The 25060-nt window shown below is 61.9% G+C and carries 31 protein-coding genes and 1 tRNA gene; 22 read left to right on the top strand and 10 right to left on the bottom strand.

Annotated features, from left to right (window positions below):
- Window positions 1-69 precede the first annotated feature (69 nt).
- Window positions 70-1737: a serine hydrolase domain-containing protein gene (locus BUC24_RS20560; RefSeq protein ID WP_073221149.1), complete on the top strand. Its 1668-nt coding sequence runs from the start codon at window positions 70-72 to the stop codon at window positions 1735-1737.
- Window positions 1738-1791: 54 nt separating this feature from the next.
- On the opposite strand, the gene BUC24_RS20555 is transcribed toward BUC24_RS20560, so the two are convergent.
- Window positions 1792-4035: a M9 family metallopeptidase gene (locus BUC24_RS20555; RefSeq protein WP_073221147.1), complete on the bottom strand. Its 2244-nt coding sequence runs from the start codon at window positions 4033-4035 to the stop codon at window positions 1792-1794.
- Window positions 4036-4562: 527 nt separating this feature from the next.
- Between BUC24_RS20555 and BUC24_RS20550 the strand changes: the two genes are divergently transcribed.
- Entirely contained in the window at window positions 4563-5198 is a 636-nt protein-coding gene (locus tag BUC24_RS20550) for a hypothetical protein (RefSeq protein WP_373887981.1), read from the top strand.
- Here BUC24_RS20550 and BUC24_RS20545 read toward each other — a convergent pair.
- The gene (locus BUC24_RS20545) at window positions 5195-5848 is read right to left on the bottom strand and encodes a PEP-CTERM sorting domain-containing protein (protein ID WP_073221141.1); all 654 of its coding nucleotides are present in this window, start codon (window positions 5846-5848) and stop codon (window positions 5195-5197) included. The genes BUC24_RS20550 and BUC24_RS20545 overlap by 4 nt on opposite strands.
- Before the next feature lie 183 nt (window positions 5849-6031).
- On the opposite strand from BUC24_RS20545, the gene BUC24_RS20540 reads away from it, so the two are divergent.
- The 7 genes from BUC24_RS20540 (at window position 6032) to BUC24_RS20510 (ending at window position 11031) form a co-directional block, all read left to right on the top strand.
- Window positions 6032-6304, top strand: a complete 273-nt coding sequence (locus BUC24_RS20540) for a BufA2 family periplasmic bufferin-type metallophore (RefSeq protein WP_073221138.1) — start codon at window positions 6032-6034, stop codon at window positions 6302-6304.
- Between the two features lie 23 nt (window positions 6305-6327).
- Window positions 6328-7179, top strand: a complete 852-nt coding sequence (locus BUC24_RS20535; RefSeq protein ID WP_073221135.1) for an MNIO family bufferin maturase — start codon at window positions 6328-6330, stop codon at window positions 7177-7179.
- Window positions 7176-8060 carry an HvfC/BufC N-terminal domain-containing protein gene (locus BUC24_RS20530; RefSeq protein ID WP_073221132.1) on the top strand — a complete coding sequence of 295 codons (885 nt, stop codon included), beginning with the start codon at window positions 7176-7178 and terminating at the stop codon, window positions 8058-8060. The genes BUC24_RS20535 and BUC24_RS20530 overlap by 4 nt, the downstream gene beginning before the upstream one ends.
- Window positions 7990-8412, top strand: a complete 423-nt coding sequence (locus BUC24_RS20525; RefSeq protein ID WP_073221129.1) for a CoA-binding protein — start codon at window positions 7990-7992, stop codon at window positions 8410-8412. Before BUC24_RS20530 ends, BUC24_RS20525 begins: the two co-directional genes overlap by 71 nt.
- The gene (locus tag BUC24_RS20520; protein ID WP_073221126.1) at window positions 8409-9233 is read left to right on the top strand and encodes a PPK2 family polyphosphate kinase; all 825 of its coding nucleotides are present in this window, start codon (window positions 8409-8411) and stop codon (window positions 9231-9233) included. Before BUC24_RS20525 ends, BUC24_RS20520 begins: the two co-directional genes overlap by 4 nt.
- A 67-nt stretch (window positions 9234-9300) precedes the next feature.
- Complete coding sequence (locus BUC24_RS20515) at window positions 9301-9891, top strand: glutathione peroxidase (RefSeq protein ID WP_073221674.1); 591 nt, start codon at window positions 9301-9303, stop codon at window positions 9889-9891.
- 3 nt (window positions 9892-9894) lie between these two features.
- Window positions 9895-11031 carry an esterase/lipase family protein gene (locus BUC24_RS20510; RefSeq protein ID WP_073221123.1) on the top strand — a complete coding sequence of 379 codons (1137 nt, stop codon included), beginning with the start codon at window positions 9895-9897 and terminating at the stop codon, window positions 11029-11031.
- Here BUC24_RS20510 and BUC24_RS20505 read toward each other — a convergent pair.
- Window positions 11010-11414 carry a rhodanese-like domain-containing protein gene (locus BUC24_RS20505; RefSeq protein ID WP_073221119.1) on the bottom strand — a complete coding sequence of 135 codons (405 nt, stop codon included), beginning with the start codon at window positions 11412-11414 and terminating at the stop codon, window positions 11010-11012. The genes BUC24_RS20510 and BUC24_RS20505 overlap by 22 nt on opposite strands.
- Before the next feature lie 95 nt (window positions 11415-11509).
- On the opposite strand from BUC24_RS20505, the gene ftrA reads away from it, so the two are divergent.
- The gene (gene ftrA / locus BUC24_RS20500) at window positions 11510-12463 is read left to right on the top strand and encodes a transcriptional regulator FtrA (RefSeq protein ID WP_073221116.1); all 954 of its coding nucleotides are present in this window, start codon (window positions 11510-11512) and stop codon (window positions 12461-12463) included.
- Here ftrA and pabB read toward each other — a convergent pair.
- From pabB to BUC24_RS20485, 3 genes are read right to left on the bottom strand one after another with little or no spacing between them, the layout of a single operon-like run.
- Window positions 12450-14264: an aminodeoxychorismate synthase component I gene (gene pabB, locus BUC24_RS20495; protein WP_073221112.1), complete on the bottom strand. Its 1815-nt coding sequence runs from the start codon at window positions 14262-14264 to the stop codon at window positions 12450-12452. The two genes, ftrA and pabB, sit on opposite strands and share 14 nt — an antisense overlap.
- A 4-nt stretch (window positions 14265-14268) precedes the next feature.
- Window positions 14269-14847 carry a nucleoid occlusion factor SlmA gene (gene slmA, locus BUC24_RS20490; RefSeq protein ID WP_073221109.1) on the bottom strand — a complete coding sequence of 193 codons (579 nt, stop codon included), beginning with the start codon at window positions 14845-14847 and terminating at the stop codon, window positions 14269-14271.
- A gap of 30 nt (window positions 14848-14877) precedes the next feature.
- Window positions 14878-15606 (bottom strand): HAD-IA family hydrolase, encoded by a 729-nt coding sequence (locus tag BUC24_RS20485; protein WP_073221106.1) that lies wholly within the window; start codon window positions 15604-15606, stop codon window positions 14878-14880.
- Window positions 15607-15639: 33 nt separating this feature from the next.
- Here BUC24_RS20485 and BUC24_RS20480 point away from each other — a divergent pair, with 33 nt between their 5' ends.
- Window positions 15640-16524, top strand: a complete 885-nt coding sequence (locus BUC24_RS20480; protein ID WP_073221103.1) for a TraB/GumN family protein — start codon at window positions 15640-15642, stop codon at window positions 16522-16524.
- Window positions 16525-16530: 6 nt separating this feature from the next.
- On the opposite strand, the gene BUC24_RS20475 is transcribed toward BUC24_RS20480, so the two are convergent.
- A tRNA-Thr gene (locus BUC24_RS20475) sits at window positions 16531-16605 on the bottom strand.
- Window positions 16606-16640: 35 nt separating this feature from the next.
- Entirely contained in the window at window positions 16641-17567 is a 927-nt protein-coding gene (gene argB, locus BUC24_RS20470; protein ID WP_073221100.1) for an acetylglutamate kinase, read from the bottom strand.
- A gap of 115 nt (window positions 17568-17682) precedes the next feature.
- Here argB and BUC24_RS20465 point away from each other — a divergent pair, with 115 nt between their 5' ends.
- The 5 genes from BUC24_RS20465 (at window position 17683) to BUC24_RS20445 (ending at window position 19811) form a co-directional block, all read left to right on the top strand.
- Complete coding sequence (locus tag BUC24_RS20465; RefSeq protein WP_073221096.1) at window positions 17683-18261, top strand: sigma-70 family RNA polymerase sigma factor; 579 nt, start codon at window positions 17683-17685, stop codon at window positions 18259-18261.
- The gene (locus BUC24_RS20460; protein WP_373887980.1) at window positions 18219-18470 is read left to right on the top strand and encodes a zf-HC2 domain-containing protein; all 252 of its coding nucleotides are present in this window, start codon (window positions 18219-18221) and stop codon (window positions 18468-18470) included. Before BUC24_RS20465 ends, BUC24_RS20460 begins: the two co-directional genes overlap by 43 nt.
- Entirely contained in the window at window positions 18467-18664 is a 198-nt protein-coding gene (locus tag BUC24_RS20455; protein ID WP_073221090.1) for a cysteine-rich CWC family protein, read from the top strand. The genes BUC24_RS20460 and BUC24_RS20455 overlap by 4 nt, the downstream gene beginning before the upstream one ends.
- 129 nt (window positions 18665-18793) lie before the next feature.
- Entirely contained in the window at window positions 18794-19066 is a 273-nt protein-coding gene (locus BUC24_RS20450) for a SemiSWEET transporter (RefSeq protein ID WP_073221087.1), read from the top strand.
- Entirely contained in the window at window positions 19059-19811 is a 753-nt protein-coding gene (locus BUC24_RS20445) for a DUF3592 domain-containing protein (RefSeq protein ID WP_073221084.1), read from the top strand. The genes BUC24_RS20450 and BUC24_RS20445 overlap by 8 nt, the downstream gene beginning before the upstream one ends.
- A 3-nt stretch (window positions 19812-19814) precedes the next feature.
- Here BUC24_RS20445 and BUC24_RS20440 read toward each other — a convergent pair whose 3' ends face one another.
- Both BUC24_RS20440 and BUC24_RS20435 read right to left on the bottom strand, forming a co-directional pair.
- Entirely contained in the window at window positions 19815-21053 is a 1239-nt protein-coding gene (locus tag BUC24_RS20440) for an extracellular catalytic domain type 1 short-chain-length polyhydroxyalkanoate depolymerase (protein ID WP_218606526.1), read from the bottom strand.
- Window positions 21054-21075: 22 nt separating this feature from the next.
- On the bottom strand, window positions 21076-21489 hold the full coding sequence (locus tag BUC24_RS20435; RefSeq protein ID WP_073221081.1) for a CopG family transcriptional regulator: 414 nt from the start codon (window positions 21487-21489) through the stop codon (window positions 21076-21078).
- 133 nt (window positions 21490-21622) lie between these two features.
- Here BUC24_RS20435 and BUC24_RS20430 point away from each other — a divergent pair, with 133 nt between their 5' ends.
- The 6 genes from BUC24_RS20430 to BUC24_RS20405 all read left to right on the top strand — a co-directional run bounded on the left by BUC24_RS20430 (window position 21623) and on the right by BUC24_RS20405 (window position 25014).
- A complete protein-coding gene (locus BUC24_RS20430; protein WP_073221077.1) occupies window positions 21623-21997 on the top strand; it encodes a VOC family protein in 375 nt (124 codons plus the stop codon).
- Window positions 21994-22416 carry a thioesterase family protein gene (locus BUC24_RS20425; protein WP_073221074.1) on the top strand — a complete coding sequence of 141 codons (423 nt, stop codon included), beginning with the start codon at window positions 21994-21996 and terminating at the stop codon, window positions 22414-22416. Before BUC24_RS20430 ends, BUC24_RS20425 begins: the two co-directional genes overlap by 4 nt.
- On the top strand, window positions 22413-22607 hold the full coding sequence (locus BUC24_RS20420; protein WP_073221071.1) for a DUF1289 domain-containing protein: 195 nt from the start codon (window positions 22413-22415) through the stop codon (window positions 22605-22607). The genes BUC24_RS20425 and BUC24_RS20420 overlap by 4 nt, the downstream gene beginning before the upstream one ends.
- Window positions 22604-23047, top strand: coding sequence for a hypothetical protein (locus BUC24_RS20415; protein ID WP_073221068.1), 444 nt, complete (start codon window positions 22604-22606; stop codon window positions 23045-23047). Before BUC24_RS20420 ends, BUC24_RS20415 begins: the two co-directional genes overlap by 4 nt.
- Window positions 23044-23970 (top strand): MBL fold metallo-hydrolase, encoded by a 927-nt coding sequence (locus tag BUC24_RS20410; RefSeq protein ID WP_073221065.1) that lies wholly within the window; start codon window positions 23044-23046, stop codon window positions 23968-23970. Before BUC24_RS20415 ends, BUC24_RS20410 begins: the two co-directional genes overlap by 4 nt.
- A gap of 90 nt (window positions 23971-24060) precedes the next feature.
- Entirely contained in the window at window positions 24061-25014 is a 954-nt protein-coding gene (locus BUC24_RS20405) for an NAD(P)H-dependent flavin oxidoreductase (RefSeq protein ID WP_073221062.1), read from the top strand.
- Window positions 25015-25060: the final 46 nt, after the last annotated feature.

Raw genomic sequence — 25060 nt, 5'->3', positions numbered from 1 at the left:
GCGCTGTCCCCGCTGTTGCGTTGGTCTTATATTGATTTTTCTTTAAAACCAACGTAACAGGACGCTTCCATGCTCAAGCTCACCCCGTTTTGCCTCGCCGCTGTTCTTCTGCTTCAATTACCTGTCAGCGTCGTGCAGGCTGCCCCGGTCGCCGCCAAGGTCGACCAGGCACTCGCTGCCAAAATTGACGCAGCCATTGCTCCCATGTACAAGGCAGACGAACCGGGCGTGACCGTCATTGTCACCAAGGAAGGCAAGACCGTCCTGCGCAAGGCGTACGGCCGTGCGGACGTGGCTGGCAAGGTCGCGATGACACCAGACATGACTTTGCGCCTCGGCTCGATCACCAAGCAATTTACTGCAGTGGCAATTCTGATGCTGGCCGAGGAGGGCAAGCTGAGCCTGTCTGACCCGATCACCACATTCCTGCCCGACTATCCCATGCAGGGCAAGATCATCACGATCGAACACCTTCTGACCCATACGTCGGGCATCGTCAGCTTTACCGGCAAACCGGACTACGTGAAAGGCATGACGCGCGACCTGACTCCCAGCGCAATGATCGACTCGTTCAAGAATGACGCGCTTGAATTCGAGCCGGGCACGCGCATGAAGTACAACAATTCCGGCTATTTCGTGCTCGGGGCCATCATCGAAAAAATCTCCGGAGTGAGCTACGCAAACTTCCTGGAGCAGCGCATCTTCACACCGCTGGGCATGGTTCATACCGCCTATGAAGGCAGTGAAAAAGTGCCGCCGCTGCGGGCAGTGGGCCACAGCAAGGACAGCGACGGCTTCGTGCTGGCAACACCGCTGAGCATGACCCAACCCTATGCAGCCGGCGCGCTGGTCTCGACCGTGGACGATCTGGCGATCTGGGACGCCGCGATCAGTGCCGGCAAACTGCTCAAGCCCGACAGCTGGGCCAGGGCCTTCACCTCGTACAAGCTGGCTGACGGTAAACTGACCAACTATGGTTACGGCTGGGGCATCGACAGTTTGCGCGGCACGCCGATGATCGCGCACGGCGGCGGCATCAACGGCTTCTCCACCTTTGCCTTGCGATTGCCTGAGAAGAAGGTGTTCGTCGCCGTACTAGCCAACATCGACGGCGGCCTGGCGTCGCCGGATTTTGTCGCACGTAAAATCGCAGCGATAGCCGCTGGCAACCCTTTCCCGGTGCTCAAAGCCATCAAGTCCGACCCGGCCGTCCTGGCCGCGGCCACTGGCGTGTACCAGCAGGATGAAAAACTGCTGCGGACAGTACGCTTCGCTGGGGGCAAACTGACCATGCAGCGTGGCGACCGTTCACCGGTCGAGATCGTCCCTTATGCCAAGGACAGCTATTTTGTCCCCGACACGTTCTCCACCTTCACGTTCGAGCGCGATGCCAAGGGTCAGGTGACCCAGCTCACCCTGCATGAGGACGGAAAAGATATCGTCAGCAAGCGCACCGGTGATGCACCACCGCCCGCCAAAGGCTTTCCGGTGAGCCAGACGACCCTGGACGCGTATAGCGGCCGCTTTGAACTGGCGCCGCGGGTTGTCCTGACCATCAAGCGCGAGGGCGACAAACTCATCGGTCAAGTGACCGGGCAGCCTGCTTACGCGCTGGTGGCCGAATCGGAATCCGTGTTTGCTGTCAGCGACGTCCCGGCCAAGGTACGCTTTGACGGCAATGACAAGCTGGTCTTGTTGCAGAACGGGCAGGAATATCCCGGTAGCCGCCTGAAGTAAAAAAAACCCTGCACCGGGGACACGGTGCAGGGCCGAAGGAGGCGATCGTGAAACTTAGTCGTAAGTGGCGCTGACGGTCACACCCGAGAACGGCGTTTTGGCCTTCAGCATGATGTAGTACCAGTAGCCCGACACCGGATACACCAGCTTCACGCTTTCATTATTGCCAGCCGTGGCCGAGGCAATCGTGTAGCCGGTGGTGGTGGGGTAGCGGTTCAAGGCCATGTACAGGTCGGCGTCGCCGGTGCCACCGCTGGTCCACACGCGCAGGTTCTTGGCGCCGGCTGGCACCTGGATATACACATAGGCTTCGCTGTTGCCCGACAGGTTGTAGATCGAGCAGCCTTTGCCCAGGTAGCTGGCTTGCGTGCAAGGCGGCAGGCCGGTACTTGGCAACGGTGGCGTGCCGGCCGTGGTGGCAGTCTGGACCCAGGCGGCAAACTCATTGTCGTAGCGGGTACCGATATAGTTCATATAGGTCTGGTAACCCTCGTAGTCGCCCACGCGGAACTTGGCGACAACGGCGTCGATGTCGGCGCGGTGGCGTTCATTCATGAAGCGCGTTGCCATGTAACCCCAGCGATAGGCACGGTTGGTGTAGTCGCCCATTGAATAGGTGTTGCCGAAGATTTGGCTCAGCTTGTATGTGCCGCTCTTGGCAATATCGATCGATTGCTGGTTATTGTTGCCCAGCGACAGATACTCGGCGATCCCCTCGATCCACCACACGGTGGGCTTGGTGGTGCCGTCGCCAAAGTCACCCTTCATGTCGAAGCGGCCATCGAGGTAATGCACATATTCGTGCTGCAGATTCCAGACCGAGAAGGTCGGACGCAGCCACGAGGCTTCGTGTGCAATGAAGCGGGCCTGGTTGCCAGCCACCGATGGGTCACCTTCCAGATACATGCCGCCGTTGTCGGTCGAGATGTCGTAAATGACCGACGCGTACTTGCTGTAGTTGGCATAGTCGTCAAACACCACCAGTTCCAGCGTCGAGTTCAAGTCGTTGGCGACTGGCTTGCGGTTGGTTTGCAGCATGTCGTGGAAATAGCCTTCTTCCTTGCCGAGGATGGCGCACGATTCCTGCAGCTGGGCGGTCGTCATGTCCTGGGCGCGAATGCGCAGCGACGGGCTGCAGGTGTAGCTGTACTTGAGCACGGCGTCAGCCAGTTTCTTCTCATAGTCGCAGGTGCCGTATTGCGCGCAGTTGGCGTTGTCATAGTATTTCACCGCTGCCGCGCCTGCCAGCCACAGACCACTGTCGGTCCCGGTCATGCTGCTGCTGGCCAGCGTGGCTTGCACCATCGGTTTGACGGTGGCTTTTAAGCCGCTGTATTGCATGAAGCGGAAGGCTTCGTTGGCGGCGTCGGTCAGCTGATACGCGACCGAAGACGAAAGCAGGGCAGCCTTGTTTTGCGTGACAAAGTTGTTCAGCGCGATAGGGTAGGAGCTATCGTTCTGCAGCACGGGCACACCATCCGGACGGGAATGGGCATAGAAAATCACCGTCAGTGCCGAGGTCAGGCCACCGGCCGCGCTCGGGTCCTTGACTGCATCTGCGGCGTTCGGCGTGCTGGACGAATTGGTAAAGCGGGCCAGCACCTTCTTCATCGAGGGCAGGTAGTACGCCTCGTCATGCATATTGGTGATCAGGCGGATGGTTTCGCCCGCAGTCGTGGTTGCGACCGCGTTCGGGCGGAACAGTGCCGATCCTTCCACCAGATTGCGGATCGGCGTGCGCAGCGCTGTGGTCTGCGCGGTTGCCGGGGCCGGAATGGTGTTGCTGCCTGCCAGATAGTAGCCAGCGCGCAGATACAAGGCCAGGTTGACCAGTGCGCGGTTGGAGGCAGAGTAAGTGCTCGCTTCGCTGCTGAAGCGGCTCACCACTGCAGCGAAATTACTGGCCGAATACACGGTGGCAGCTTGCGCAGCGCTCAGCGAGAACAGCGGATAGGTGCACTCGTAGTCAGGCAGGGTGGCCAGGTATTCGGCCAGTGCGGCACCGCGGTAGCCCGCCAGGGTATCCATGTTCTTGCATTCCGGTGTCGCTGCCATTGCCTGCATCCGCAATGCCGGATTTTTCGGCATCAGGTCATAGCGTGGTTTGGTGGTGGCGGGCAGCTTGAAGGTCGATTGCTCGAGCGACGGCGGCAGGATGGTGCGGGCGTGTGGTGGTTCAGCTTGCTTGAGGCGCTGGTGCGTGTGGCCATCGTTTGCCTGGGCTGCTGCAAAAGCGGTGCTGCTGGCGCAGACGGCAATAACGCCGGCTAGCACGAGCGTTGGTTTTTTTATGATCATGGTCTCTCTCCGTTGGTGGTTGGGTGGTGACACGCAAACGCACTCCGGGATCGGGACTGCGCTGCGTGTCAAACGCGAAGGTGGGTAACTCGCGTTCTACCTGGCCTTTAGGCGGAGGCCATACTAGCCCGGAACTTTCGCGTAAAAGTCGGCATTGGCGCCGTAAAAACGTCTTTGCTCATGTTTACCCAAGCGTCTGTACAGGAATCGGCATAATGAAACGATCATATTGGTGCAAACGCTACAGTTCTATGGTGCAATAACTATTCATTTTTCATAGAAAGTGATAACATTTTGCCGATTTTTCTTGTGTTATTTACAAAGAAATTGCACACTGTCTACCCACTTCTCCCAGTAAATATCCCACCATGCTCTCGCGCCTCTTAAAGAAGAACTCACCTCCAGAAGCGATTCCGGCTTTTACCAAAAAGCCATTCTTCCGGAGTGAGCAAAAGGCGTTTTATGGCAGGCTGCGGCGCGCTTTGCCCAAGTGCTATGTGTTCCCGGATGTGGAGTTGCGTGCTTTGATGACCCCCGTCAGCACGGATACCCGGCAACGCCGTTCGGAGAAGGAATATTTACTGGGCCGCAAGGTCGATTACGCGGTGTTCGATGCCCGCCTGACTTTGCTGTGCGTGATTGAATTGAAGTCCGGCGGCGTGATTGACAACACACCGGGCTCGAACGCCCAGCTGTTGCGCTCCGCAAGCATCCGTCATTTCTGCTGGGACAAGCAGAACTTGCCTACCAGCGAACAGATGCAGCGCATGTTCGGCTCCTACGCGGAACCGGCCGCTGCCAAGGACGAGGCGGAAAATCTCGCTTCCGCCCCGGGCAGCCTGCTTGACGACATGCCCAGCATTACCTTCGCGCGTGCCACCTCGCTGACCGTCAAGGCGCTCGAAGCGCTGGCGCCGCTGGGCCATACCAAGGCAGCTTATCCTCACGTGTGGGAACGGATTTGCATGTTCTGCACCGAGCCCAATCATCTTGAGGAATATCTGATCTCGCTATCGGTGCAAAGCCGCGCCACCAAACGGGCCGGCTTCCCACCCGAGGTGCTGACCGAAATTTACAACATCGAAGAAGCCAACGCGCCCTTCATCAACCGGACCCCGACCAAGCCCAGCTGGAACGACGCGTTCGATACGCGTCACCGTTAAATGCGGCGCCGCGCCCCGGCCAGTATACCCAGGCCCGCCAGCAGCAGCAGGACCGAACCAGGTTCCGGCACGGACACGCCCTTGATCGGCAGTGCCGAGTTGTAGCGCAGCGAGCCGCTCAGCGCAGGACCCGTCTGATTCCATGTGTCGTACTGCATGAAGTCGACCGCAAAGCGGCTCAGATTGCCGTCATTGCCGTACGCGATATCGAGCACGCGGAACCAGCCTGACCATTCCACCATCGACCCAAGGGGGCTCGAGATGGCCATGCCTGCCTGGTTGGGGGCGTAGCGCGCGTCGCCATTGACATTGTCGTACAGGCCCACTTGCAGCATCTGCCCATCATCGCTGCCGTCACGCGGATCGTACAGCGGCGCTACAAACTGCATCAACCAGCGCTGGTCGCCCCGTTCGAAGAACATATTGACGCCGTCATTGGCCCAATTGATGTTGTCGCTGGTGTACATGGTGCCGTCGAGGCCATGACGCCAGCTGGCCGCGCCATTGTCGAGTTCGTACCCGACGTGATTACCGTATTCGGCTTCCATGTGAATGGCGCCGGACACGGGGGTTGCCTGGGCTTGGCCGGCCGCAACAGAGAACATGGCGCTGGCCAGAACGATTGCTTGCAAGGCACGGATGGTGATCATGCTGATTCCTTATCGATTGCTTAACATTGTTTCATCATACATGCATGGCTTATCGCTGGCCATGAAAAAAAGTTGAAAAGTTTGTAAGGAGATCCTTCTCCGGTCCGACTGACTCCCAAGCCAGCGTCAAGGAAGGCGCGGGCGGAACCAGCCAAACCCACCAAACTATTGAGGAACGAGACCATGAACAACACCAACAAAGCCGGCGCCATGATTGCAGCAGCAGCAGCCGTCCTGGCCATGTCCACATCGGCCATTGCCGCCCCGACCACCAGCATCGCTGCAGCGGACGTCGTCCATTGCGCGGGCATCAACAGCTGCAAGGGCACCAGCGACTGCGCCACTGCGGAAAACAAGTGCAAGGGTCAGAACAGCTGCAAAGGCCACGGCTTCCTGGCCACCAAGGCGGGCGAATGCCTGGCCAAAAACGGCAAGATCATCGATCTGAACAAGTAAGCCGCAGCGCTGCGCAGCCCACCATGAACCGACTACGACAGATGCCGTCACCCGGTTTCGGCCTGGGCTTGCGCAGCGCGCACTACGCCGAACTGGCGGACACCACGCCGGCCCAAACGGGCGTGGACTGGTTTGAAATCCTGAGCGAAAATTATCTGGGCGGCGGCAAGCCGCTGGCCATGCTCGAGATGGTGCGCCGCGATTACCCGCTGGTGATGCACGGCGTGTCCATGTCCGTCGGCAGCGCCGATGGACCCTCGCCGGACTATCTGCAAGCGCTCAAGGCGCTGATCGACCGCGTGCAGCCGCTGTGGGTGTCCGATCATTTGTGCTGGACTGGCACCCTGGGCCGCAATCTGCACGACCTGTACCCGCTCCCGTACAGCGACGAGGCGCTGTCCACTGTGGTGGCCAATGTGCGCCGCGTGCAGGACGTTCTGGGACGCCGCATTTTGCTTGAAAACGTCTCCAGCTATCTCTCCTTTAACGACGACACGATGCCTGAATGGGAATTCGTCAGCGCAGTCGCCGAACAATCCGACAGCCTGATTCTGCTGGACGTGAACAACGTCTATGTCAGCAGCGTCAATCACGGCTTCGACCCCGACACCTATCTGCGCGCCTTGCCGCCGGCACGCGTGCAGCAAATCCACCTGGCCGGACACAGCGTCCAGGAGGGCATCATCATCGACACCCATGATCACGCCGTGGCCGATCCGGTGTGGTCGCTGTACGCGCGCGCGCTGCAGCGCTTCGGTCCCGTGGCCACCATGATTGAGCGCGACGACGCCATTCCGCCGCTGGCCGAACTGGCCAGCGAACTTGAGATGGCGCGCGCCATCGCCGCGCGCGTGTGCGGCAAGGTGGCAGCATGAACGCACTGCCGCAACTTCAGGCCGCGTTTCAGGACTATGTGCTTGGCGAGGGCGACGCGACGCCCATGCTGCCTGCGGTGCGCCAGCAGGGCGCACTGTCGCCGGCGGCGCGCCTGGCGATCTATCACAATGCGTATCGGGCCCGCATGCGCGAGGCGTTGGGCGAAGCATTCGAACGCACCTGGACCTATATCGGCGACGATCTGTTCAACCAGATGGCCGGCGCCTACCTGCTGGCGCATCCTTCATCGTTTCACAACCTGCGCTGGTACGGCGACGCCTTTCCGGCCTTTTTGCGCGAGCAGCTGGCCGAGCATCCCTTCGTGGCGGAACTGGCGCAATTTGAATGGACGCTGGGCCTGGCGTTCGATGCGCCAGACGCGGCGCCAGCAAGCATGGACGCCTTGCGCTTACTGGCGCCGCAGGACTGGGCTGCGCAGACCTTTGTCCTGCATCCCGCCGTTCAGTTGCTGACCATGCAGCACAACAGTGTCGCCCTGTGGCAGGGACTGGGCGACGCGTGTGGCCCGCCCGAGCCGGCAGCGCTCGCGTCGCCCCAGACCTGGCTGGTCTGGCGCCACAATCTGCAGCCGCATTTTCGCTCGCTTGCGGTGGACGAAGCAGCAGCGCTGATGGCACTGCGGGCAGGCGCCAGCTTTGGCGCCATCTGCGCCGACGCCCAGTCCGACGACGCAGCCACACTCGTCGCGACCTGGCTGCGCGACTGGCTCGGCACTGGCATGCTGCGCGCCACCGTGGTGGCCAATCCTGCTACGCTAGTGGACAACCCGTCAACTACCAGGCACCAGCATGAGAACCATTGCGCAAATCCTCCAGGACAGCAAGACCATCGCCGTGGTCGGCCTGTCGAACAAACCTGAACGCGCCAGCCACACCGTGGCCAAGTACCTGCAACAAAACGGCTACCGTGTGGTGCCGGTCAACCCCAGTTACACGGGCGACCAGATTCTTGGCGAACCCGTTTACGCCAGCCTGCACGATGCGGCGACCGCGCTCGCTGCCAGCGGCACCGCCATCGACATTGTCGACTGCTTCCGCAATCCCGACGACATGCTGCCCATCGCGCGTGACGCGGTGGCCGTGCGCGCGGGCTGCCTGTGGATGCAGCTTGGCGTCGTCAATCAGGCGGCTGCCGACCTTGCCGCCGCTGCCGGACTCGATGTCGTCATGGACCATTGCATCAAGGTCGAGCACGCGGCAGGCACGCGATGAAGGCGCGCGCACAGTTTCGCGCCCCGGAGCGGGTCAAGCTGCGCGACGAAGACGCCGGCGCCACCCCGCTGCGTGACGCGCAGGCGGCCAAAGGCGAAGTCAAAACGCGCGAGCGCGAAGCCACCGCCGAACTGACCGCGCGCATCGCCGAAATCCAGGAAATGCTGTACGCCCAGCGCAAGCACAAGCTGCTGCTGGTACTGCAGGGAATGGACACCTCGGGCAAGGACGGTACCGTGCGCGCCCTATTCAGGCAAATCAATCCCATGGGCTTGCGCGGGGTGCAGTTCAAGGCGCCCAGCGACGAGGAACTGGCGCACGACTACCTGTGGCGTGTGCACCGCCAGGTACCGGGCCGCGGCGAAATCGCCATTTTCAACCGCAGCCACTACGAGGACGTGCTGGTGCCGGTCGTGCATGGACAAATTGACGACAAGGAGCGCAAACGCCGCTATGCGCACATCCGCGACTTTGAACGCATGCTCGCTGAAACCGGTACCGTGATCGTCAAGCTGTTCCTGCATATCTCGCGCGACGAGCAGCGCAAGCGCCTGCAGGAGCGGCTCGACGACCCCGACAAACAATGGAAATTCGACCGCAACGACATCGCCCAGCGCGCATACTGGGACCAGTACCAGCAGGCCTACGAGCAAGCCATCATGGCCACCGATGCGCCGCACGCGCCCTGGTACCTGATTCCGGCGGACTCGAAAACCCACCGCAACCTGATCATCTCCACGCTGCTGCTGGAGGTCATGGCGGCGCTCAAGCTGTCCTACCCGGCGGCCGATCCGGCCTTGTCCGAACTGGTAATCGAGTAGGGCCGGCAGGGGCGGCCGAATTGGCATAGAATCGATTTTCAATTCTTATTGGATGGAAGAACAGATCATGATCAAGACGACCGCATTCATCCTGGCAGCGCTGGGTGCCACCCTGAGCGCCGCCCCGGCAGCCATGGCGCAAGCCCCGGCCCCGGCGGCCGCCCCGGCAGCAGCAGCCTGCCCGGCACTGCTCAATAAAACCTTCCCGCGCCTGCAGGACGACGCGCCGCAGAACCTGTGTCAATACGCGGGCAAGGTGGTGTTGGTCGTCAATACAGCAAGCTACTGCGGCTACACCAAGCAGTACGAGGGCCTGGAGGCGCTGTACGCCAAATATGGCAGCAAGGGTCTGGTGGTGCTGGGTTTCCCGTCGAACGACTTCGGCAAGCAGGAACCGGGCAGCGCCAAGGAAATCGCCGACCTTTGCTACAACACCTATGGCGTCAAGTTCCCCATGTTCGCCAAGTCGCAAGTGAGCGGCAGCACGCCCAACCCGCTGCACAGCCAGTTGATCAAGGCCACTGGCAAGGAACCGAAATGGAACTTTACCAAGTACCTGATCGACCGTAAGGGCAACGTGATCGAGCACTACCCAAGCAAAGTCACGCCGCAAGACCCTGCGCTGGTGGGCAAGATCGAACAGGCGCTCGGCTCCTAGGCCATGCCTGCCAAACCCACCGTCGGCGCCGATCTGCTTGGCGCTTCCCGCCTCGTGCTCGAGGCGGTGACGGGGGTGACCGAACTCGTCGAAGCAGTCCACATGAATGTGCTCGACAAGGCGATTGGCACCCCGCTGATCCGCCCTGTCTCCGGCGTGACTTCCCTGGTCTACCGCAGCGTCAAGGGCGCCACCCGGCTGGTGGGCGGCGGCCTCGATGCCGTGCTCGGGCGCCTCGCTCCCGCACTGGGATCGCCGTCTGAATGGGCCGGCCGCGAGGCCCTGGTTGCTGCACTGAACGGCGTACTGGGCGACCGCCTGGCCGCCAGCGGCAATGCGCTTGCCATTCCAATGCGCTTGCGTGTGGCTGGCGAACCATCTGCGCGCATTGTGCTGCTGGCCCATGGCCTGTGCATGAACGATGCGCAGTGGCTGCGCGATCGCCACGACCACGGCGCCATGCTGGCGCGCGAACGTGGGTACACGCCCGTCTACCTGCACTACAACAGCGGCCGCCATATCGCTGACAACGGGCGTGAACTAGCGGCTCAGCTGCAAACCCTGGTCGACGGCTGGCCAGTACCGGTCGAGGAAATCGCCATCGTCGCGCACAGCATGGGTGGGCTGGTGGCGCGCAGCAGTTGCCATGCCGCCGCCGAGTCAGGGCATGGCTGGCTGCAGCGTTTGCGCAGCATGGTGTTTCTGGGTACGCCACACCATGGCGCGCCACTTGAACGGGGCGGCAACTGGGTGCATCTGCTGACGGACAGCTCGGTCTACAGCGCCCCGTTTTCGCGCCTGGCTAAAATCCGCAGCGCCGGCATCACCGATCTGCGCCACGGCAGTGTGCTCGATGCGCAGCAGGACCGTTTCGCTCATGGCGTGCCTTTGCCCACCGTGCTGCCGCTGCCGCCAGGTGTGCGCTGCCTTGCCGTTGCCGCCACCGTTGGCCAGCGCGAAGGCGACTGGAAAGACAATCTTCTCGCCGGCGACGGCCTGGTGCCTGTACCAAGCGCGCTGGGGCAGCATGCCGATCCGGCACGCTGTCTGCCGCTCGAGCCGCTGGTGCTGTACCAGACCAACCACATGCAGTTGTTATCGTCCCGGCAGGTCAGCGATCAGTTGCTGGCCTGGCTCTGAGCCAGCGCAAAGCCTTCATCGAGCCATCCCGTGATCCCGCCGCTCATGATCTTGACCGGCAAGCCAAGCCGCGCCAGCCGGATGGCCGCGCGCGCCGCGCCATTGCAGTGCGGCCCGGCGCAGTAGGTCACGAACACGGTCCCTTGCGGGAACTGGGCCATGCGCGAACCGATGATCTTGCGCTGCGCCAGATCGACTGCCCCCGGCACATGCCCGGCTGCGTATTTTTCCGTCCCGCGCACGTCCAGCAGCACAAAGTCGGCTGCACCGCCGCTCAAGCTGTCATGCACATCCCAGCAATCGGTTTCGAACGAAAACTGGCTCTCGAAGTGGGCGAGGGCGGCTGCGCTGGCGGCCGGGGCGACATCGGTAACGCGGGACATGGAGGACTCCTTTTTTGAAAAGTGAAGCCTGATTATCAATGCCGCCTGCCGCCGGCAGAAGTGGCGCAATCGCCAATCTCCGGTAAGATTGCGCCATGAACAAACATCTGGTGGTTGCGCTGGCCTACGACCAGCTATGCACATTCGAATTCGGCTGCACGGTCGAACTGTTCGCGCTGGCGCGACCCGAACTGGGCGTCGAGTGGTACGACTTTGCCGTGTGCGCCATGGAAGCTGGGCCCATTCGCGCCGCTGGCGGCATCACGCTGGCCGCGCCGCACGACCTGACCCTGCTCGAGCGCGCAGACACCATCGTGATCCCGGGCTGGCGCGACCCCAACGAAGCGCCACCGGAAGCCATTCTGGCGCTGCTGCGTGCCGCTCACGCGCGGGGCGCGCGTTTGTGTTCGATCTGTTCCGGCGTCTTTTTGCTGGCCGCAGCCGGGCTATTGGATGGCAAGCGGGCCACCACCCACTGGCGCTACGCGCAGCAGCTGGCGCAGCGCTTTCCGGCAATCGACGTTTTGCCGGGCGACCTGTATGTCGACAGCGGCCAGCTTATAACGTCAGCTGGATCGGCCGCGGGACTGGACATGCTGCTGCATCTGGTACGGCGCGACTACGGCGCACGCGTGGCCAATCTGGTGGCGCAGCGGCTGGTGGTGGCGCCGCACCGCGAAGGTGGCCAGGCGCAGTTCCTGCCGCGGCCGATGGCGCACGACGAACGGGGGCGGCTGACGCGCCTGATGGACTGGGTCCGCACGCATCCGCAGGAAAAGCACACTGTGGCCAGCATGGCTGCCCGCGCCGCCATGAGTGCGCGCACGCTGCAGCGCCAGTTCCAGGACACCACAGGATTCGGCCCGGTGGAGTGGGTCACGCGCGAGCGCGTCGCCCTGACCAAGGATCTGCTGGAGATTAGCGATCTGCCGCTGGCGCTGGTGGCGCAGCGGGCCGGATTCGGTTCCGAGGAATCGTTGCGCCACCACTTCCGGCGCGTGACTGCGACCTCGCCTGGCGCTTACCGGCGCCGGTTCACGCCAGCGTAGCGGGCAGTGCCCCGCGCAGGGCATTGCATGCGACGATCTCGCTGGCGCTGGCAAGCATGGCGCGCGTAATGACCGCTTCCCTTGCATCCCATGCCGGGTCGGCCAGCAGCACCGCGCGCATGATGCCCGGCAGGACGCCGCACGCCAGAGGTGGGGTCAGCCATTGCCCATCAATGCGCACGAAGACATTGCTGCGCCCCCCCTCGGTCAGCTCGCCGCGCTCATTGAAGAACAAGGTATCAAAGGCGCCCTCGGCCTCGGCAGTGCGCCACGCTTCGTCATAGCGCTTGCGGTGGCTGGTCTTGTGGCGCAGGAAAAGCTGGTCGGCCTGCATCGCATCCGGCGCAAGCAGCAAGCGCACCGGCGTGGACAGCGGCGCCAGGGCGCCCACAGTGGTGACGAAGCTGCCATCGCAGCGCAAGGCAAGGCGCAGGCGCTGCGGCCCCGCTTCCATCGATGCACACGCTTGGTCGAGCGTGCGCACGGCAAGCGCCGCGTCGAACACAAAACCAAAGTAGCGTGCCGATGCCTGCATGCGCGCCAGATGCAGACCGCGATGGCGGCAGCCCTCGGCAGCGCTGGCATGCATGGTTTCAAAGATCTCGAAATCGTTGACAAGGCCGGTCAGAAAGCGCGCCTTGAGCTGGCATTCGGCGTATTCCTCGGCACTGTCGCTGTCAAACACAATGCCAGCACCCACGCCCATTTCGCCGCGCCGCACGCCATCGCCGGGCGCTTGTAGCGACAGGGTACGGATCGGCACTGACAGACAAAAGTCGCCAATTGTGCCTGCCGTTGACGGCGGATCGAACCAGCCAATTGCGCCTGTGTAGACGCCGCGCGCGGCAGGTTCCAGTTCACGGATGATTTCCATGGTGCGCCGCTTGGGTGCCCCGGTGATCGAGCCGCAGGGATAGAGGGCCGTAAAAACGTCGGCCAGCGACGCATCGGCGCGCAGGCGCGCGCGCACGGTTGACGTCATCTGCAGCACGGAGCTATAGCGCTGCACATCGAACAGGGCCGGCACCGCCACGCTGCCGGTGACGGCAATGCGTCCCAGGTCGTTGCGCAGCAAGTCGACGATCATCAGGTTCTCAGCGCGGTTTTTGCTGTCCTGCGAAAGCGCATGGGCGCGGCGCGCGTTCTCGCCGTCGTTGGCGTCGGCAGGCGCGGTGCCCTTCATGGGCCGGGCCACGATTTCGCCATCCGCGTGGCGCACAAACAGTTCGGGCGACAGCGACAGCAAGGCGCCGCCATCGGGCAGGCCGATCAGCGCGCCGTACGGCACCGGCTGGCGCGCACGCAGGCGCGCATACAGCGCGTAGATCGAGCCGAAGGCGTCGAAGCGCAGCCGATAGGTGTAATTGACCTGGTAAGTATCGCCCGCCTCGATGTAGGCATGCACCCGCGCCAGCGCGGCATCGAACTGCGCTGCGCTGACGTTGGCTTCGATCGCGGCAATACCGGCTGGCGCGGCACCAGCCCGTGCGCTCAGCCAGTCAGCCACTTCCTCTGGTGCCAGAAACTGGCAATGCTCGAACAGCAGCACCTGTGCCAGCGGCGCGCTGTTTGCATGGGCATCGATGCCGAGCAAGTGTCCGCCCAATTCATAGCTTAATACTGGTACCGCGTACAGGCCTTTGGCCAGCGCTGCCTGCATGTCGGCTAGCACCCGTGGCCACTGGCCTATGTCGTCGCAGCGCAGCGTGCCTGCATGTCCGCCGTACAGACGCGAACGCGCGTTGTGCGGGTCGGCGGCGCTGGCGTCGTCGAGCAGGGCGAAGCAATCGGCACTGTCCATGCGCTCAGGCAGCCAGCATCAGTGCAATCTGCAGTGCAGTGCCTTCGGTGGGGTTTTGACGGAAGCCGCTCTTGGCATACCGGTGCCAGCGCCCGACCACATAGCTCACCAGCAGACTGGCGCGCGCTGCCACGTCCTGTTCCTGCCCGTGGCCCTGAGTCACTGCAAGGCGCAGCGCCTGCTTGCATGCCAGTTCCACCTTGTCGTAGAACTGGTTCATGCGCAGCTGAAGGCGCTCGTCTTCGCCCACCAGCGCGTCGCCAATGAGCACCCGGGTCATGCCCGGATTGTTGGCAGCAAAACTAAGCAGCATTTGCAGCATGGCGTGGGCCTGGTCGACCCCGTTGGCCTCGCGTTCGGTGATCTGGTTGATCAGGCCAAAGACGCTGGACTCGATAAAATCGATCAAGCCCTCGAACATCTGGGCCTTGCTGGCAAAGTGCCGGTACAGGGCCGCCTCGGACACCTCCAGGCGTGCAGCCAGGGCCGCGGTGGTGATCTTTTCGCCCTTGGGCTGTTCCAGCATGCCCGCTAAGGCCTGGAGGATTTGCAGCTTGCGCTGGCCTGGCTTGGTGCTTGCCATGTTGTCTCGATGGTTAAGGTGGATTGAAGGTCAGCGCAAGCGGTGCAAGCGGGCGGGCAGCTGCCGCAGTGATTTTACTTTGACATCGACGTAAGTGGGTTGCTTTGCCATTTTTGGCAGGCTGGCGCTGCCACTCGGTTCGACCTGGCGCAGGTAGCGCGTCAGCCACACCGTGCGCAGCCCGACCTGCTTGGCGCTGCGCAGATTTTCCAGCGTGTCTTCCACCAGAATGCAGCGGCGCGCGCCCAGGCCATGCTTGCGCAGCAGGCGGCGCAGCATCAGCTTGGACGGCTTGGGCCGCAGCTGCCCGTGCACCTGCATGTTTTCGATCGCGATGTGGTGGCTGAAGTGGCGCTTGAGTTTCAGGTGGCGCAGCACGTCCGACGAATAGCGCATCGGTGCATTGGTCAGCAAAATCTTTCGGCCGGGAAGGCGCCGCAGCATGGCCGCCAGGCCACGTTCGAAGCGCATCAAGGCGCGCAAATCGCCGATGGTATGGGTTTCGTGCAAAAAATCGGCAGCGCGCACATCGTGGTGCTTGATCATGCCCAGCAGGGTGGCGCCGTAGCGTTTCCAGTAGCCGATGCGCGCTGCGTCCACCGCGGCCTGGCTGGCCGGCGTCACCCCGTCACCGAGCACGCGCGCGATGTAAATGTTCATGTTGGCGCTGATGCTGGGGAAAATTGCATGGGAAGCATCATGCAAAGTATTGTCCAGATCAAACAGCCAGACGGGAGTGGACGCGGTAAGATTCGACACAGGAGACTCTAAAAAAATACTTCAAGGAAATTCATGCAACGTCAGATTATAGTGGTGTTCTTCAGCCTGTTCCTGCTGGTGTCGCCCAAGGCCTGGAGCGCCGACCGCGGCGCCCTGTTCAAGGTGGTCGGCGAAGGCCACACCATGTACCTGTTTGGCACCATGCACGTAGGCCAGGCCGGATTTTACCCCCTCGAACCGCGTATCGTAGCAGCCGTTTCCGGCGCCTCCAAGCTGGCGCTGGAAGTCGATGCCGAGGCCGATTACAGCGCCCTTGCCGAAGCCCAGCAGATGTACGGCCTGTACCGCGAAGGCACCAGCCAGTTGCTGGAACCGTCCCTGCGGGAGCGCTTGCGCCAGGCCGCAGCCAGGGCCGGCATGAATGCGGACAAAATGAGCAGCTACCGGCCGTGGCTGCTGGCCACGGTGCTGGCCATTGCCGAGTACCGCTCCCAGGGTTACCTGACGGAGTTGTCGGTTGAAGCACATCTGTCCCAGCTGGCCAAGGCCAACAAGGTGCCGATCGTCTCGCTGGAAACCCCCAGCGCACAGCTGAGCATGTTCGACCGTCTGAGCGAAGCCCAGCAGCAGCGCTTTCTGGAAGAGAGCCTTACCCTGATCGAGTCGGGCCGGCAGCGCGCCGAGGTGCGCGAGATCGTCGAAGCCTGGCGCACGGCCGACCGCAATGCGCTGGACGCGATTGCCGCGCGCGCTGCCGCCGACAACACTCTGTCTGGTCAATTCGTTAAGAAATTCATGCTCGACGAACGAAATATCGGCCTGGCAGACAAACTGGCTGGCATGCTGAAGCGGGAAAACAACACTGTGGCGGCCATCGGCATCCTGCACCTGATTGGCGACACCAGCGTACCGGCACTGCTGAGCGCGCGCGGGCTGAGCGTGGAACGGGTGTACTGAGGGGAGTGGTGCCCTTTACGTGGATTGAACACGTGGCCTCTCCCTTACCAAGGGAGTGCTCTACCACTGAGCTAAAAGGGCGGCAGACTGGCGGCGAACTGCACCGCCAAGAATATTTAGTGCGACCGGATCATAGTGCCAAATGCCTGCTCGGTCAAGACTTCGAGCAGCAAAGAGTGTTCAATCCGGCCATCAATGATGTGCACGGTGTTCACGCCGGACTTGGCGGCATCGAGTGCGGACGAGATTTTTGGCAGCATGCCACCTGAAATGGTGCCATCGGCGAACATTTCATCGATTTCGCGGGCCGACAAGTCGGTCACGAGGTTGCCTTTTTTATCTTGCACGCCGGCGATGTTGGTCATCATGATCAGCTTTTCGGCTTTCAGGATTTCCGCGATCTTGCCTGCGACCACGTCGGCATTGATGTTGTAGGCCTGGCCATCCTGACCGAAGCCGATAGGCGAAATGATCGGAATGAAAGCGTCATCCTGCAGCGCCTTGACCACGGCCGGGTTGATCGCATCAATCTCGCCGACAAAGCCGATGTCGAGGAAGGCGCCCGGGTTTTCCTTGTCCGGCATGGCCATCTTGCGCGCACGGATCAGGCCGCCATCCTTGCCGGTCAGGCCCACTGCCTGGCCGCCGTAGTGGTTGATCAGCATCACGATATCCTGCTGCACTTCGCCGCCCAGCACCCACTCCACCACTTCCATGGTTTCTTCGTCGGTGATGCGCATGCCCTGAACGAAACTGCCTTGCTTGCCGATTTTTTTCAGCGCATTGTCGATCTGCGGGCCGCCGCCGTGCACCACGACAGGGTTCATGCCCACCAGTTTGAGCAAAATGACATCGCGCGCGAAGCCGTGCTTGAGGCGCTCGTCGGTCATGGCATTGCCGCCGTATTTAATGACAATGGTTTTGCCATGGAAATTACGGATGTAAGGCAGCGCCTCGGCCAGGATCTGCGCCTTGATTTGCGGCGAAACCGCGGTCAGGTCGTCAGACTGGTCAGTCTTCAAAGGGGGCAGTGGTGCGGTCATGGCAGGTCCGTTATGGAAATTTTGCGAGATTTTACAGGCAACAGGGCGAACCCTGTAGGCATTATAGGGCCATCTTGTTGTATTTTAATTCCTGATCCGTTAGGCTGGGCGGCAAATGACCATCGACCTCACCGACCTCCACCGCCAGCTGCAAGCCATGCGGCCCCAGCTTGTCCGTTTTGCCCATTTACAGTTGCGCAACGAAGCGCTGGCCGAAGATGCCGTTCAGGACGCTTTGATCGCGGTGCTGGAGAAACCGGAGCGCTTCGCCGGCCAGTCCACCCTGCGTACCTACGTTACCGGGATCCTCAAATTCAAGATCATCGACAATTTGCGCGCCGCCGGCCGGGAACGCCAGATCGACAGCTGTGACGACCAGTCCGAAGACGACGCCATCGACGCCCTGTTTGCCGCGGACGGCCACACCACGGAGCAGCCGCGCGCCTGGGGCAATCCGGACGCGACCCTGGAACAGAAAGATTTCTTCCGTGTGCTGGAAGTGTGTCTGGAAAAATTGCCTGCGCAAACCGCCCGCATTTTCATGATGCGCGAATGGCTGGAACTCGATACCGAAGAAATTTGTAAGGAATTGGCCATTACCACGGCTAATGCATGGGTGATACTGTACCGCGCACGCATCCGCCTGCGTGAATGCCTGGACCTGAACTGGTTCGGCACCCGCGCAACGCGCTGACAGGAAAGCATATGGATGGCATAAAACCAACTTGTCGTGAAGTACACCGTCTCGTGTCCGAGGGCATGGACCGTGAACTGAGTCTGGTCGAACGGACGCGCATGCGTCTGCATTTGGTGGTGTGCGAAGCCTGTACCCGATTCAATGGCCAGATGGACTTGTTGCGCCGCGCGATGCGCCGTGGTCCGCCCGAGGACATGCAGCCGTGAGCGTGTGCAGCCGCTGCGGCGCCGACTTTGGCTGCGCCATGGCGGACGGCTTGCCGGGGGAGTGCTGGTGTATCAGCCTGCCGCCGGTGGTCGCAGTCCCAAGCGGCGTTGCCAGTTGCTGGTGCCCGACCTGCCTGAAACAGCATATCGAGCTCACGCAGAAAAGTTCCCCCGAGTCGACCAAGCCGGATTGAACTCCGGATCGGCGCTGGCCCCCCGCGACGGATTCGCGCAACAGGTGCCGGGGCGCATCAGCGATGTGCTCGATTTTAGTTTCTTCTCTGCACTATAATTGACAGCTCTGCCGTCAATGAAAGTTCAGCATGCTTCTGGATGTTAATCACCTCGGTTTTGCCGCGGCGTTTTGTACAACCGGTGCATTCATTCCCCAAGTGCTGATGGTGTGGCGCCAGCGCGGTGCCCCCGGTATTTCATCTGGCATGTATCTGATTTTTATTCTGGGCGTCGCGCTCTGGCTGTTCTACGGCCTGGCGCTGAAATCATGGCCGGTCGTCATTGCCAATGCCATCACGCTGGTGCTGGCGTCCTGCGTTCTGGGCATGAAGTGGTACTTCGCGCGCCGGCTCCATGCTTGAGCCGCGCCAACTGCCGTGGCAGCGCAAGTGCGGCATTTTTTTTGGTCACCCGTTCGCCTGGATCGGCGTGCTGTTTTTTGTCGCCGGATGTGTCTTCACGCTGTTTTTTGCCAGGGCCAGCGACTTTCAATCCCCCTTCCTTTTTCGCAGCGGCGATCCGCTGGTGGCTGGCGTTCTTGTCGACAAGCAGCCCGTGAACGCGGCGGTGAACAAACAACGCATCTACCAATATAACTACCGCTACCGCGTCGGCGCGGCGCGCTACCAGGGACAGGCTTTTTCGACCTACACCAGCAGCAATCCGGGCGACGCGGTGCTGGTGCAATATGCCGCAAACAATCCCGCCCGCTCGCGCATCGACGGCATGCGGCTCGCGCCGTTCAGCGCGATCACCGGCTTAATGACCGCAATCTTTCCGGCGATCGGCTTCCTGATGCTGTATTTCGCCGCCAGGCGCTGCAGGCGCTATCTGCATCTGGTGCGGTATGGGGTACTAACGACGGGCAAAGTCGCCAGAAAAGTCGCCACCAGCACCCGAATCAATCGCCAAACCGTGTACCAGGTGTATTTCCAGTTCCAGTCCGCCGACGGCGTCGTGCACGAAGCCTGCGTGTCCAGCCACCAGACCGCGCAACTGGGCGACGAAGCACGCGAGCCGCTGGTCTATGACGCCAGCGAGCCGCGCAAAGCGGTCTTGCTTGACGCCATGCCGCCCGCCATCCGCCGCCTGCTCACGGCGCCCTGAACGCTAGGCGCGTCGCGTCTGGAAGAAGCGCATCATTTCCCGGCTGGCATCCGGCCCCTTGCCATCGGTATAACTGCCATGGGCGCTGCCGCCCGACCAGGCATGGCCTGCGCCGTGAATCAGCCATTGTTCCGCATGGGCAGTGCCATCGTCGCCATGGTGCACCGTGCGCGTGTAGGCGTGACCTTGCGGCACCCGGCCAGGCTCGACCACGACCTTCCTGGCAGCCTTGTGCGCGCCTTGTTTGATGAGCTCGTCACCATTGGCGGGGTGCACCGTGGTGTCCTTGTCGCCATGGAACACGATGATGGGAATCGGCTTGCTGCCCGATGCGCTGCGACCAAACTGGCCTTTCATCGCCGCCAGTGCCGACGGTAAATCGTGGGCCGACGCAAACGGCAGGCCCGAGTGCACGCCCACTGCGGCGTACAGGTCCGGATACAGCGTGCCCATGATGGTGGCCATGGCACCGCCCGCAGACAAGCCCGCTACGTAGACCTGGCTGCGGTCCACATTGTGGTTATGCATGATAGTTTCAGTGATGCCGGCAATGATGGAAGGCTCCCCCATGCCGCGCTGCTGATCCTGTTCATTGAACCAGTTCCAGCAGCGCGACGGGTTGGCTTGCTGCGACTGGGCCGGATACACGACGAAGCATTGCAGCTCTTCTGCAAGCAGGTTCATCTGGGTGCCCTTGGCAAAGTCGTCCGGGTCCTGGGTGCAGCCATGCAGCATGACCACCAGCGGCATGGGCGCACTGGTATAAGTGCTGGGCACATACAGTTTATAGTCGCGGCTGCCAGCGGCATTGCTGTAGCTGCCGTCGATAAATTGACCAGGCAGCGAAGGCGCGGACGCCAGCGTGCCGTTCAGGCCCCCCGGCAATTCGAATGAAGGCATCTTGAGGCTGCCGCCCGACATGGTGCCAGCGCGATCGAGATTGGCCATCATCTCCGGCACCATATTGCGCAACACCTCGGATACCTCGTCCATGGGAGAACGGGGCGGGACTGACGCCGGCTGCGGTGCCGTCTCGGGCCGCGATTGCGGCTGGGCATGCGAAGGCGGCGCATTGATGTCGCGCATTGCCGGCGCCGGCTGCGCCTGGCCTGCCGTATTTTTAGGCGACAGGACCTTCAGCGCCTCCTGGATGGTTGCCGTGGCACTCTTGCTGCCCTGGCCGTTCTTGAGCGAATTGGTGGCCGCGCGCATCTGCGCCATCAGCCGTTCATTAAATTTCATTTGGCTATCCTAAAAAGGTGCACTACTGAATGCGGCCTGCCAGGGCGGTCTTGAGACTGGGACTGGCATGCAGCGCGCCAAGCACAAAAATTGATTCGATGGTCGCCAGTGCCAGTTCTTCGGACACATCACTGGCGATACTTGCCATGCCCAGAACCTGGATCTGCAGGCGGACACCGGCCTCGCGCGCCGCCTCCAGATCGGCACGGGAATAATGGTGCATGCCCAATACCAGCGACTTGCGCGCCACCGTTTGGCGGACCACATCAGCATGCCTATTCAACTGATTGCGAATTGCAGTGCGAATCAGGTCGGTTCGGTTCGAATAAAAACCTTCGTTGACCAGCAGATCAATCTGTCCCAGGTCGATCAGACCCAGGTTAATTGTGATCTTTTCCGACTCGGAAAGTTTCGGTTTTAAATCAGGGGCGTTCATACGGCTCCAGAAATCATCCTTGTGGCATCCATTCACCATCTGTATGGATGGTAGTGTACCGATCTGGGGGCTTGGGTCAAGCGCGATTCGTCTCAATGCGATAATGTGGGATTCGAGATACAGCGGAGCGGCAATGGCAACCAACCTCGCCCGGATCACAGGCGTCGACCACGTCCAGCTGGCCATGCCAGTTGGCGCAGAGGCGCAAGCGCGCGCGTTTTACAGCGGCGTTCTGGGCCTGCCCGAAATTCCCAAGCCGGCGGTGCTGGCCGTGCGCGGCGGCGCCTGGTTCCAGTGCGGCACCTTGCAGTTGCACCTGGGCGCCGACAGCAACTTCCAGGCAGCCAAAAAAGCCCATCCGGCGCTGGTCGTCAGCGATTTCGCCGCCTTCGCTGCCATGCTGGCTGGCCACGGCGTGGCGCTGACACCGGAAGAAACAGTGGGCGGGCGCCTGCGCGGCAACCTGTTCGACCCGTTTGGCAACCGCATCGAATTGATCGCCGCATGAGTCCCGACTTTCAACCCGGCCTGCAGTTTGAATGGACCTACACCGTGCCCGAGCGCGCCACCGTGCCGCAGCTCTACCACGACACCGCCTTCTGTCTCGACATGCCGGACGTGCTGGCCACCGGTTACATGGTGGGCATGATGGAGCTGGCCTGCGTGAACGGCATGCTGCCGTACATGGACTGGCCGCGCGAGCAAAGCCTGGGCACCATGGTCAACTTCGTCCACTTCGCACCCACCCCGCCCGGCATGACCCTGCGCATCAAGGGCGAAGTGCTGGAAGTGGCGGGGCGGCGCGTGCTGTTCAAGGTCGAAGCATGGGATGATGTCGAGCGCATTTGCGAAGGCACCCACGAACGGCACATCATCGACCCGCTTCGCTTTGCCGCCAAACTGGAACAAAAAAGGAAAGCCGCATGACCCCCGAACTGCAAACGCCGGTGCCTTCGCCGTGTATCAGCCTGTGCGAAATGGCGCCCGATACAGGACTGTGCCGCGGCTGCATGCGCACGATCGAAGAAATCGTCGCCTGGAGCCGTGCCGACGATGACTACAAGCGCAGCGTATGGGCCGAAATCCGCCGCCGCGAAGCGACCCTGGAATTCAAATGAGTTTTTACCAGCCCGAACGCCATGTGAGCGGCCCCTCGTACAGCGAAGGCTTCAAGATGGTCGCCACCATCCTGACCACCGTGCTGACCGTGTATGGCATCAGCGTCGCCTGGCGCTTTCCCATGCTGTCCTTTGGCGTTGGCGTCAAGGCTCTGCTGGCGCTGGCCGGCATCATGCTCGGTGTGAGCTATTACTGGTTCCTGCGCGCGCGCACCACCATCGACGCAAGCGGCATCCGTCAAAGCTGGGTGTACGACAAATACGTCAGCTGGGACCAGGTACGCAGTGCCAAGATGATCGGCATCCCCTATTTATCGTGGCTGTTCCCGCCGCGGATGGTGGTCCGGACCGGCAACGCCTTCATGACCTTCAACGGCGGCACCCCGGAAGTGCTGATCGAATTCGCCAAAATCTCGCTCGCCTTCCAGGCCAAAAAATGAACGACACGGGCCTGGCGCTGCCGGCATCGATGCGCGTGTTCGAGCGCGGCTGGCTCTCGTCCAACAACGTGCTGTTCATCGGCCGCGACGACACCGCCCTGGTCGACAGCGGCTACCTGACGCACGCGCCGCAGACGCTGGCGCTGGTCGACCATGCGCTGGGCGGCCGAACGCTGGACCGTATCATCAACACCCACCTGCACTCCGACCATTGCGGCGGCAACGCCGCGCTGCAGGCGCGCTATGGCTGCAGCACCGCCATTCCCGCGGCCGAAGCGGCCAAGGTCGCAGCCTGGGACGAAGAGGCGCTCAGCTACCGCGCCACCGGCCAACAGTGCGCGCGCTTCGGCTTCAACACCACGCTGCAGCATGGCGACAGCTTGATGCTGGGCGACCTGGAATGGCAAGCCCTGGGCGCACCGGGGCACGACCCGCACTCGCTGATTTTTTACTGCCCGAGCGAGCGCATTCTGATCTCGGCCGACGCGTTGTGGCGCAACGGCTTCGGTGTCATTTTCCCCGAACTGGAGGGCGAATCCGGCTTTGCCGAAGCGCGTGCCACGCTGGCGCTGATCGACACACTCGATGTGGATCTGGTTATCCCCGGCCATGGCGCCCCCTTTACCGATGTGAAAGCGGCGCTGGGCCGCGCGCTTTCACGACTGGACTACATGGCGGCCGACCCCGTGCGCAATGCCGAAAATGCCGTCAAAGTCATGCTCAAGTTCCTGCTGCTCGAACGGCAGCAGTTTGCGCTGGACAGCCTGCCGGCCATGTTCGAAGCCAATCCCGTGATCGAAGGCGCGCGCCGCCGCTTCCTCAAGCGCAGTGCGGATGAGCTGGCCGAATGGGCCGTGCAATCGCTAGTCCGGGCTGGCGCGGCCAGGCGCGAAGGCGGCCTCCTGCTCAACGGCGAGCTGTAAGGACATTTTTCCAGCACGACCGTACTTTTTTCGCACTATAATGGCCGGAACGTATTTTTTCCGAACCCTTTTTTCGACTGCGAGAAAGTCATGGCCCTGCCTGTCGCCCTGCAAAACCTGTCCCTTCCCGTTATTGGCTCGCCGATGTTCATCGCCAGCGGCCCGGCCCTGGTCGCGGCCCAGTGCAAGGCTGGCATCGTCGGCTCCTTCCCGGCGTTGAACGCGCGGCCCGCGGCCATGCTCGACACCTGGCTGACGGACCTCAAGCAAGAGCTGGACGACTACCGGCTGGCCAACCCTGGCGCCAAAGTAGGTCCGATCGCCGTGAACCAGATCGTGCACCAGTCGAACGAACGGCTCGAGCACGACGTCGCCATGTGCGTCAAACACCAGGTCCCGATCATCATCTCCTCGCTGCGTGCGCCGCCGAAGGACATGCTCGACGCGATTCACAGCTATGGCGGGATCGTGCTGCACGACGTGGTCTCGATCCGGCATGCCGAAAAAGCGCTGGAAGCAGGCGTGGACGGCTTGATTCTAGTGGCCGCAGGGGCAGGGGGACACGCCGGACCACTGTCGCCGTTTGCCCTGGTGGGCGAAGTGCGCAAGTTCTTCAACGGACCGGTGGCACTGTCCGGATCGATCGCCACCGGTGACGGCATACTTGCCGCGCAAGCCATGGGCGCCGACTTTGCCTACATTGGTTCGCGCTGGCTGGCGACGCAGGAATCGAACGTCACCCAGGGCTACCGTGACGCGATCGTCGAATCCTCGGCAGCGGACATCGTCTACACCAACCTGTTCACCGGCGTGCACGGCAACTACCTGAAAAAATCGATCGTCAACGCCGGACTGGATCCGGACGCGCTGCCCGAGTCGGACAAATCGAAGATGAGCTTTGGCGACGGTACCGCCAAAGCCTGGCGCGACATCTGGGGCGCAGGCCAGGGTGTCGGCATGATGGACGACGTCCCCACGGTCGCCGACATGGTCGCCCGCCTGCAACGCGAATACAGCGCCGCCCGCGCCCGCCTCGCCCTCTAAATCTTTCAAAATCGGGGTCAGACCTCAATACTGCAACTAGAGGTCT

Source organism: Massilia sp. CF038 (genome assembly GCF_900129765.1).
Taxonomy (GTDB): Bacteria; Pseudomonadota; Gammaproteobacteria; order Burkholderiales; family Burkholderiaceae_D; genus Telluria_A.
The sequence above is the reverse complement of the archived record's forward strand: the minus strand, read 5'-3'. Positions and strand labels throughout refer to the sequence as shown.

Coding starts and splice junctions, on each gene's coding strand:
- BUC24_RS20560 (WP_073221149.1), top strand. CDS start 70: ATGCTCAAGCTCACCCCGTTTTGCCTCGCCGCTGTTCTTCTGCTTCAA.
- BUC24_RS20555 (WP_073221147.1), bottom strand. CDS start 4,035: ATGATCATAAAAAAACCAACGCTCGTGCTAGCCGGCGTTATTGCCGTC.
- BUC24_RS20550 (WP_373887981.1), top strand. CDS start 4,563: ATGACCCCCGTCAGCACGGATACCCGGCAACGCCGTTCGGAGAAGGAA.
- BUC24_RS20545 (WP_073221141.1), bottom strand. CDS start 5,848: ATGATCACCATCCGTGCCTTGCAAGCAATCGTTCTGGCCAGCGCCATG.
- BUC24_RS20540 (WP_073221138.1), top strand. CDS start 6,032: ATGAACAACACCAACAAAGCCGGCGCCATGATTGCAGCAGCAGCAGCC.
- BUC24_RS20535 (WP_073221135.1), top strand. CDS start 6,328: ATGAACCGACTACGACAGATGCCGTCACCCGGTTTCGGCCTGGGCTTG.
- BUC24_RS20530 (WP_073221132.1), top strand. CDS start 7,176: ATGAACGCACTGCCGCAACTTCAGGCCGCGTTTCAGGACTATGTGCTT.
- BUC24_RS20525 (WP_073221129.1), top strand. CDS start 7,990: ATGAGAACCATTGCGCAAATCCTCCAGGACAGCAAGACCATCGCCGTG.
- BUC24_RS20520 (WP_073221126.1), top strand. CDS start 8,409: ATGAAGGCGCGCGCACAGTTTCGCGCCCCGGAGCGGGTCAAGCTGCGC.
- BUC24_RS20515 (WP_073221674.1), top strand. CDS start 9,301: ATGATCAAGACGACCGCATTCATCCTGGCAGCGCTGGGTGCCACCCTG.
- BUC24_RS20510 (WP_073221123.1), top strand. CDS start 9,895: ATGCCTGCCAAACCCACCGTCGGCGCCGATCTGCTTGGCGCTTCCCGC.
- BUC24_RS20505 (WP_073221119.1), bottom strand. CDS start 11,414: ATGTCCCGCGTTACCGATGTCGCCCCGGCCGCCAGCGCAGCCGCCCTC.
- ftrA (WP_073221116.1), top strand. CDS start 11,510: ATGAACAAACATCTGGTGGTTGCGCTGGCCTACGACCAGCTATGCACA.
- pabB (WP_073221112.1), bottom strand. CDS start 14,264: ATGGACAGTGCCGATTGCTTCGCCCTGCTCGACGACGCCAGCGCCGCC.
- slmA (WP_073221109.1), bottom strand. CDS start 14,847: ATGGCAAGCACCAAGCCAGGCCAGCGCAAGCTGCAAATCCTCCAGGCC.
- BUC24_RS20480 (WP_073221103.1), top strand. CDS start 15,640: ATGCAACGTCAGATTATAGTGGTGTTCTTCAGCCTGTTCCTGCTGGTG.
- argB (WP_073221100.1), bottom strand. CDS start 17,567: ATGACCGCACCACTGCCCCCTTTGAAGACTGACCAGTCTGACGACCTG.
- BUC24_RS20465 (WP_073221096.1), top strand. CDS start 17,683: ATGACCATCGACCTCACCGACCTCCACCGCCAGCTGCAAGCCATGCGG.
- BUC24_RS20460 (WP_373887980.1), top strand. CDS start 18,219: ATGCCTGGACCTGAACTGGTTCGGCACCCGCGCAACGCGCTGACAGGA.
- BUC24_RS20450 (WP_073221087.1), top strand. CDS start 18,794: ATGCTTCTGGATGTTAATCACCTCGGTTTTGCCGCGGCGTTTTGTACA.
- BUC24_RS20445 (WP_073221084.1), top strand. CDS start 19,059: ATGCTTGAGCCGCGCCAACTGCCGTGGCAGCGCAAGTGCGGCATTTTT.
- BUC24_RS20440 (WP_218606526.1), bottom strand. CDS start 21,053: ATGAAATTTAATGAACGGCTGATGGCGCAGATGCGCGCGGCCACCAAT.
- BUC24_RS20435 (WP_073221081.1), bottom strand. CDS start 21,489: ATGAACGCCCCTGATTTAAAACCGAAACTTTCCGAGTCGGAAAAGATC.
- BUC24_RS20430 (WP_073221077.1), top strand. CDS start 21,623: ATGGCAACCAACCTCGCCCGGATCACAGGCGTCGACCACGTCCAGCTG.
- BUC24_RS20425 (WP_073221074.1), top strand. CDS start 21,994: ATGAGTCCCGACTTTCAACCCGGCCTGCAGTTTGAATGGACCTACACC.
- BUC24_RS20420 (WP_073221071.1), top strand. CDS start 22,413: ATGACCCCCGAACTGCAAACGCCGGTGCCTTCGCCGTGTATCAGCCTG.
- BUC24_RS20415 (WP_073221068.1), top strand. CDS start 22,604: ATGAGTTTTTACCAGCCCGAACGCCATGTGAGCGGCCCCTCGTACAGC.
- BUC24_RS20410 (WP_073221065.1), top strand. CDS start 23,044: ATGAACGACACGGGCCTGGCGCTGCCGGCATCGATGCGCGTGTTCGAG.
- BUC24_RS20405 (WP_073221062.1), top strand. CDS start 24,061: ATGGCCCTGCCTGTCGCCCTGCAAAACCTGTCCCTTCCCGTTATTGGC.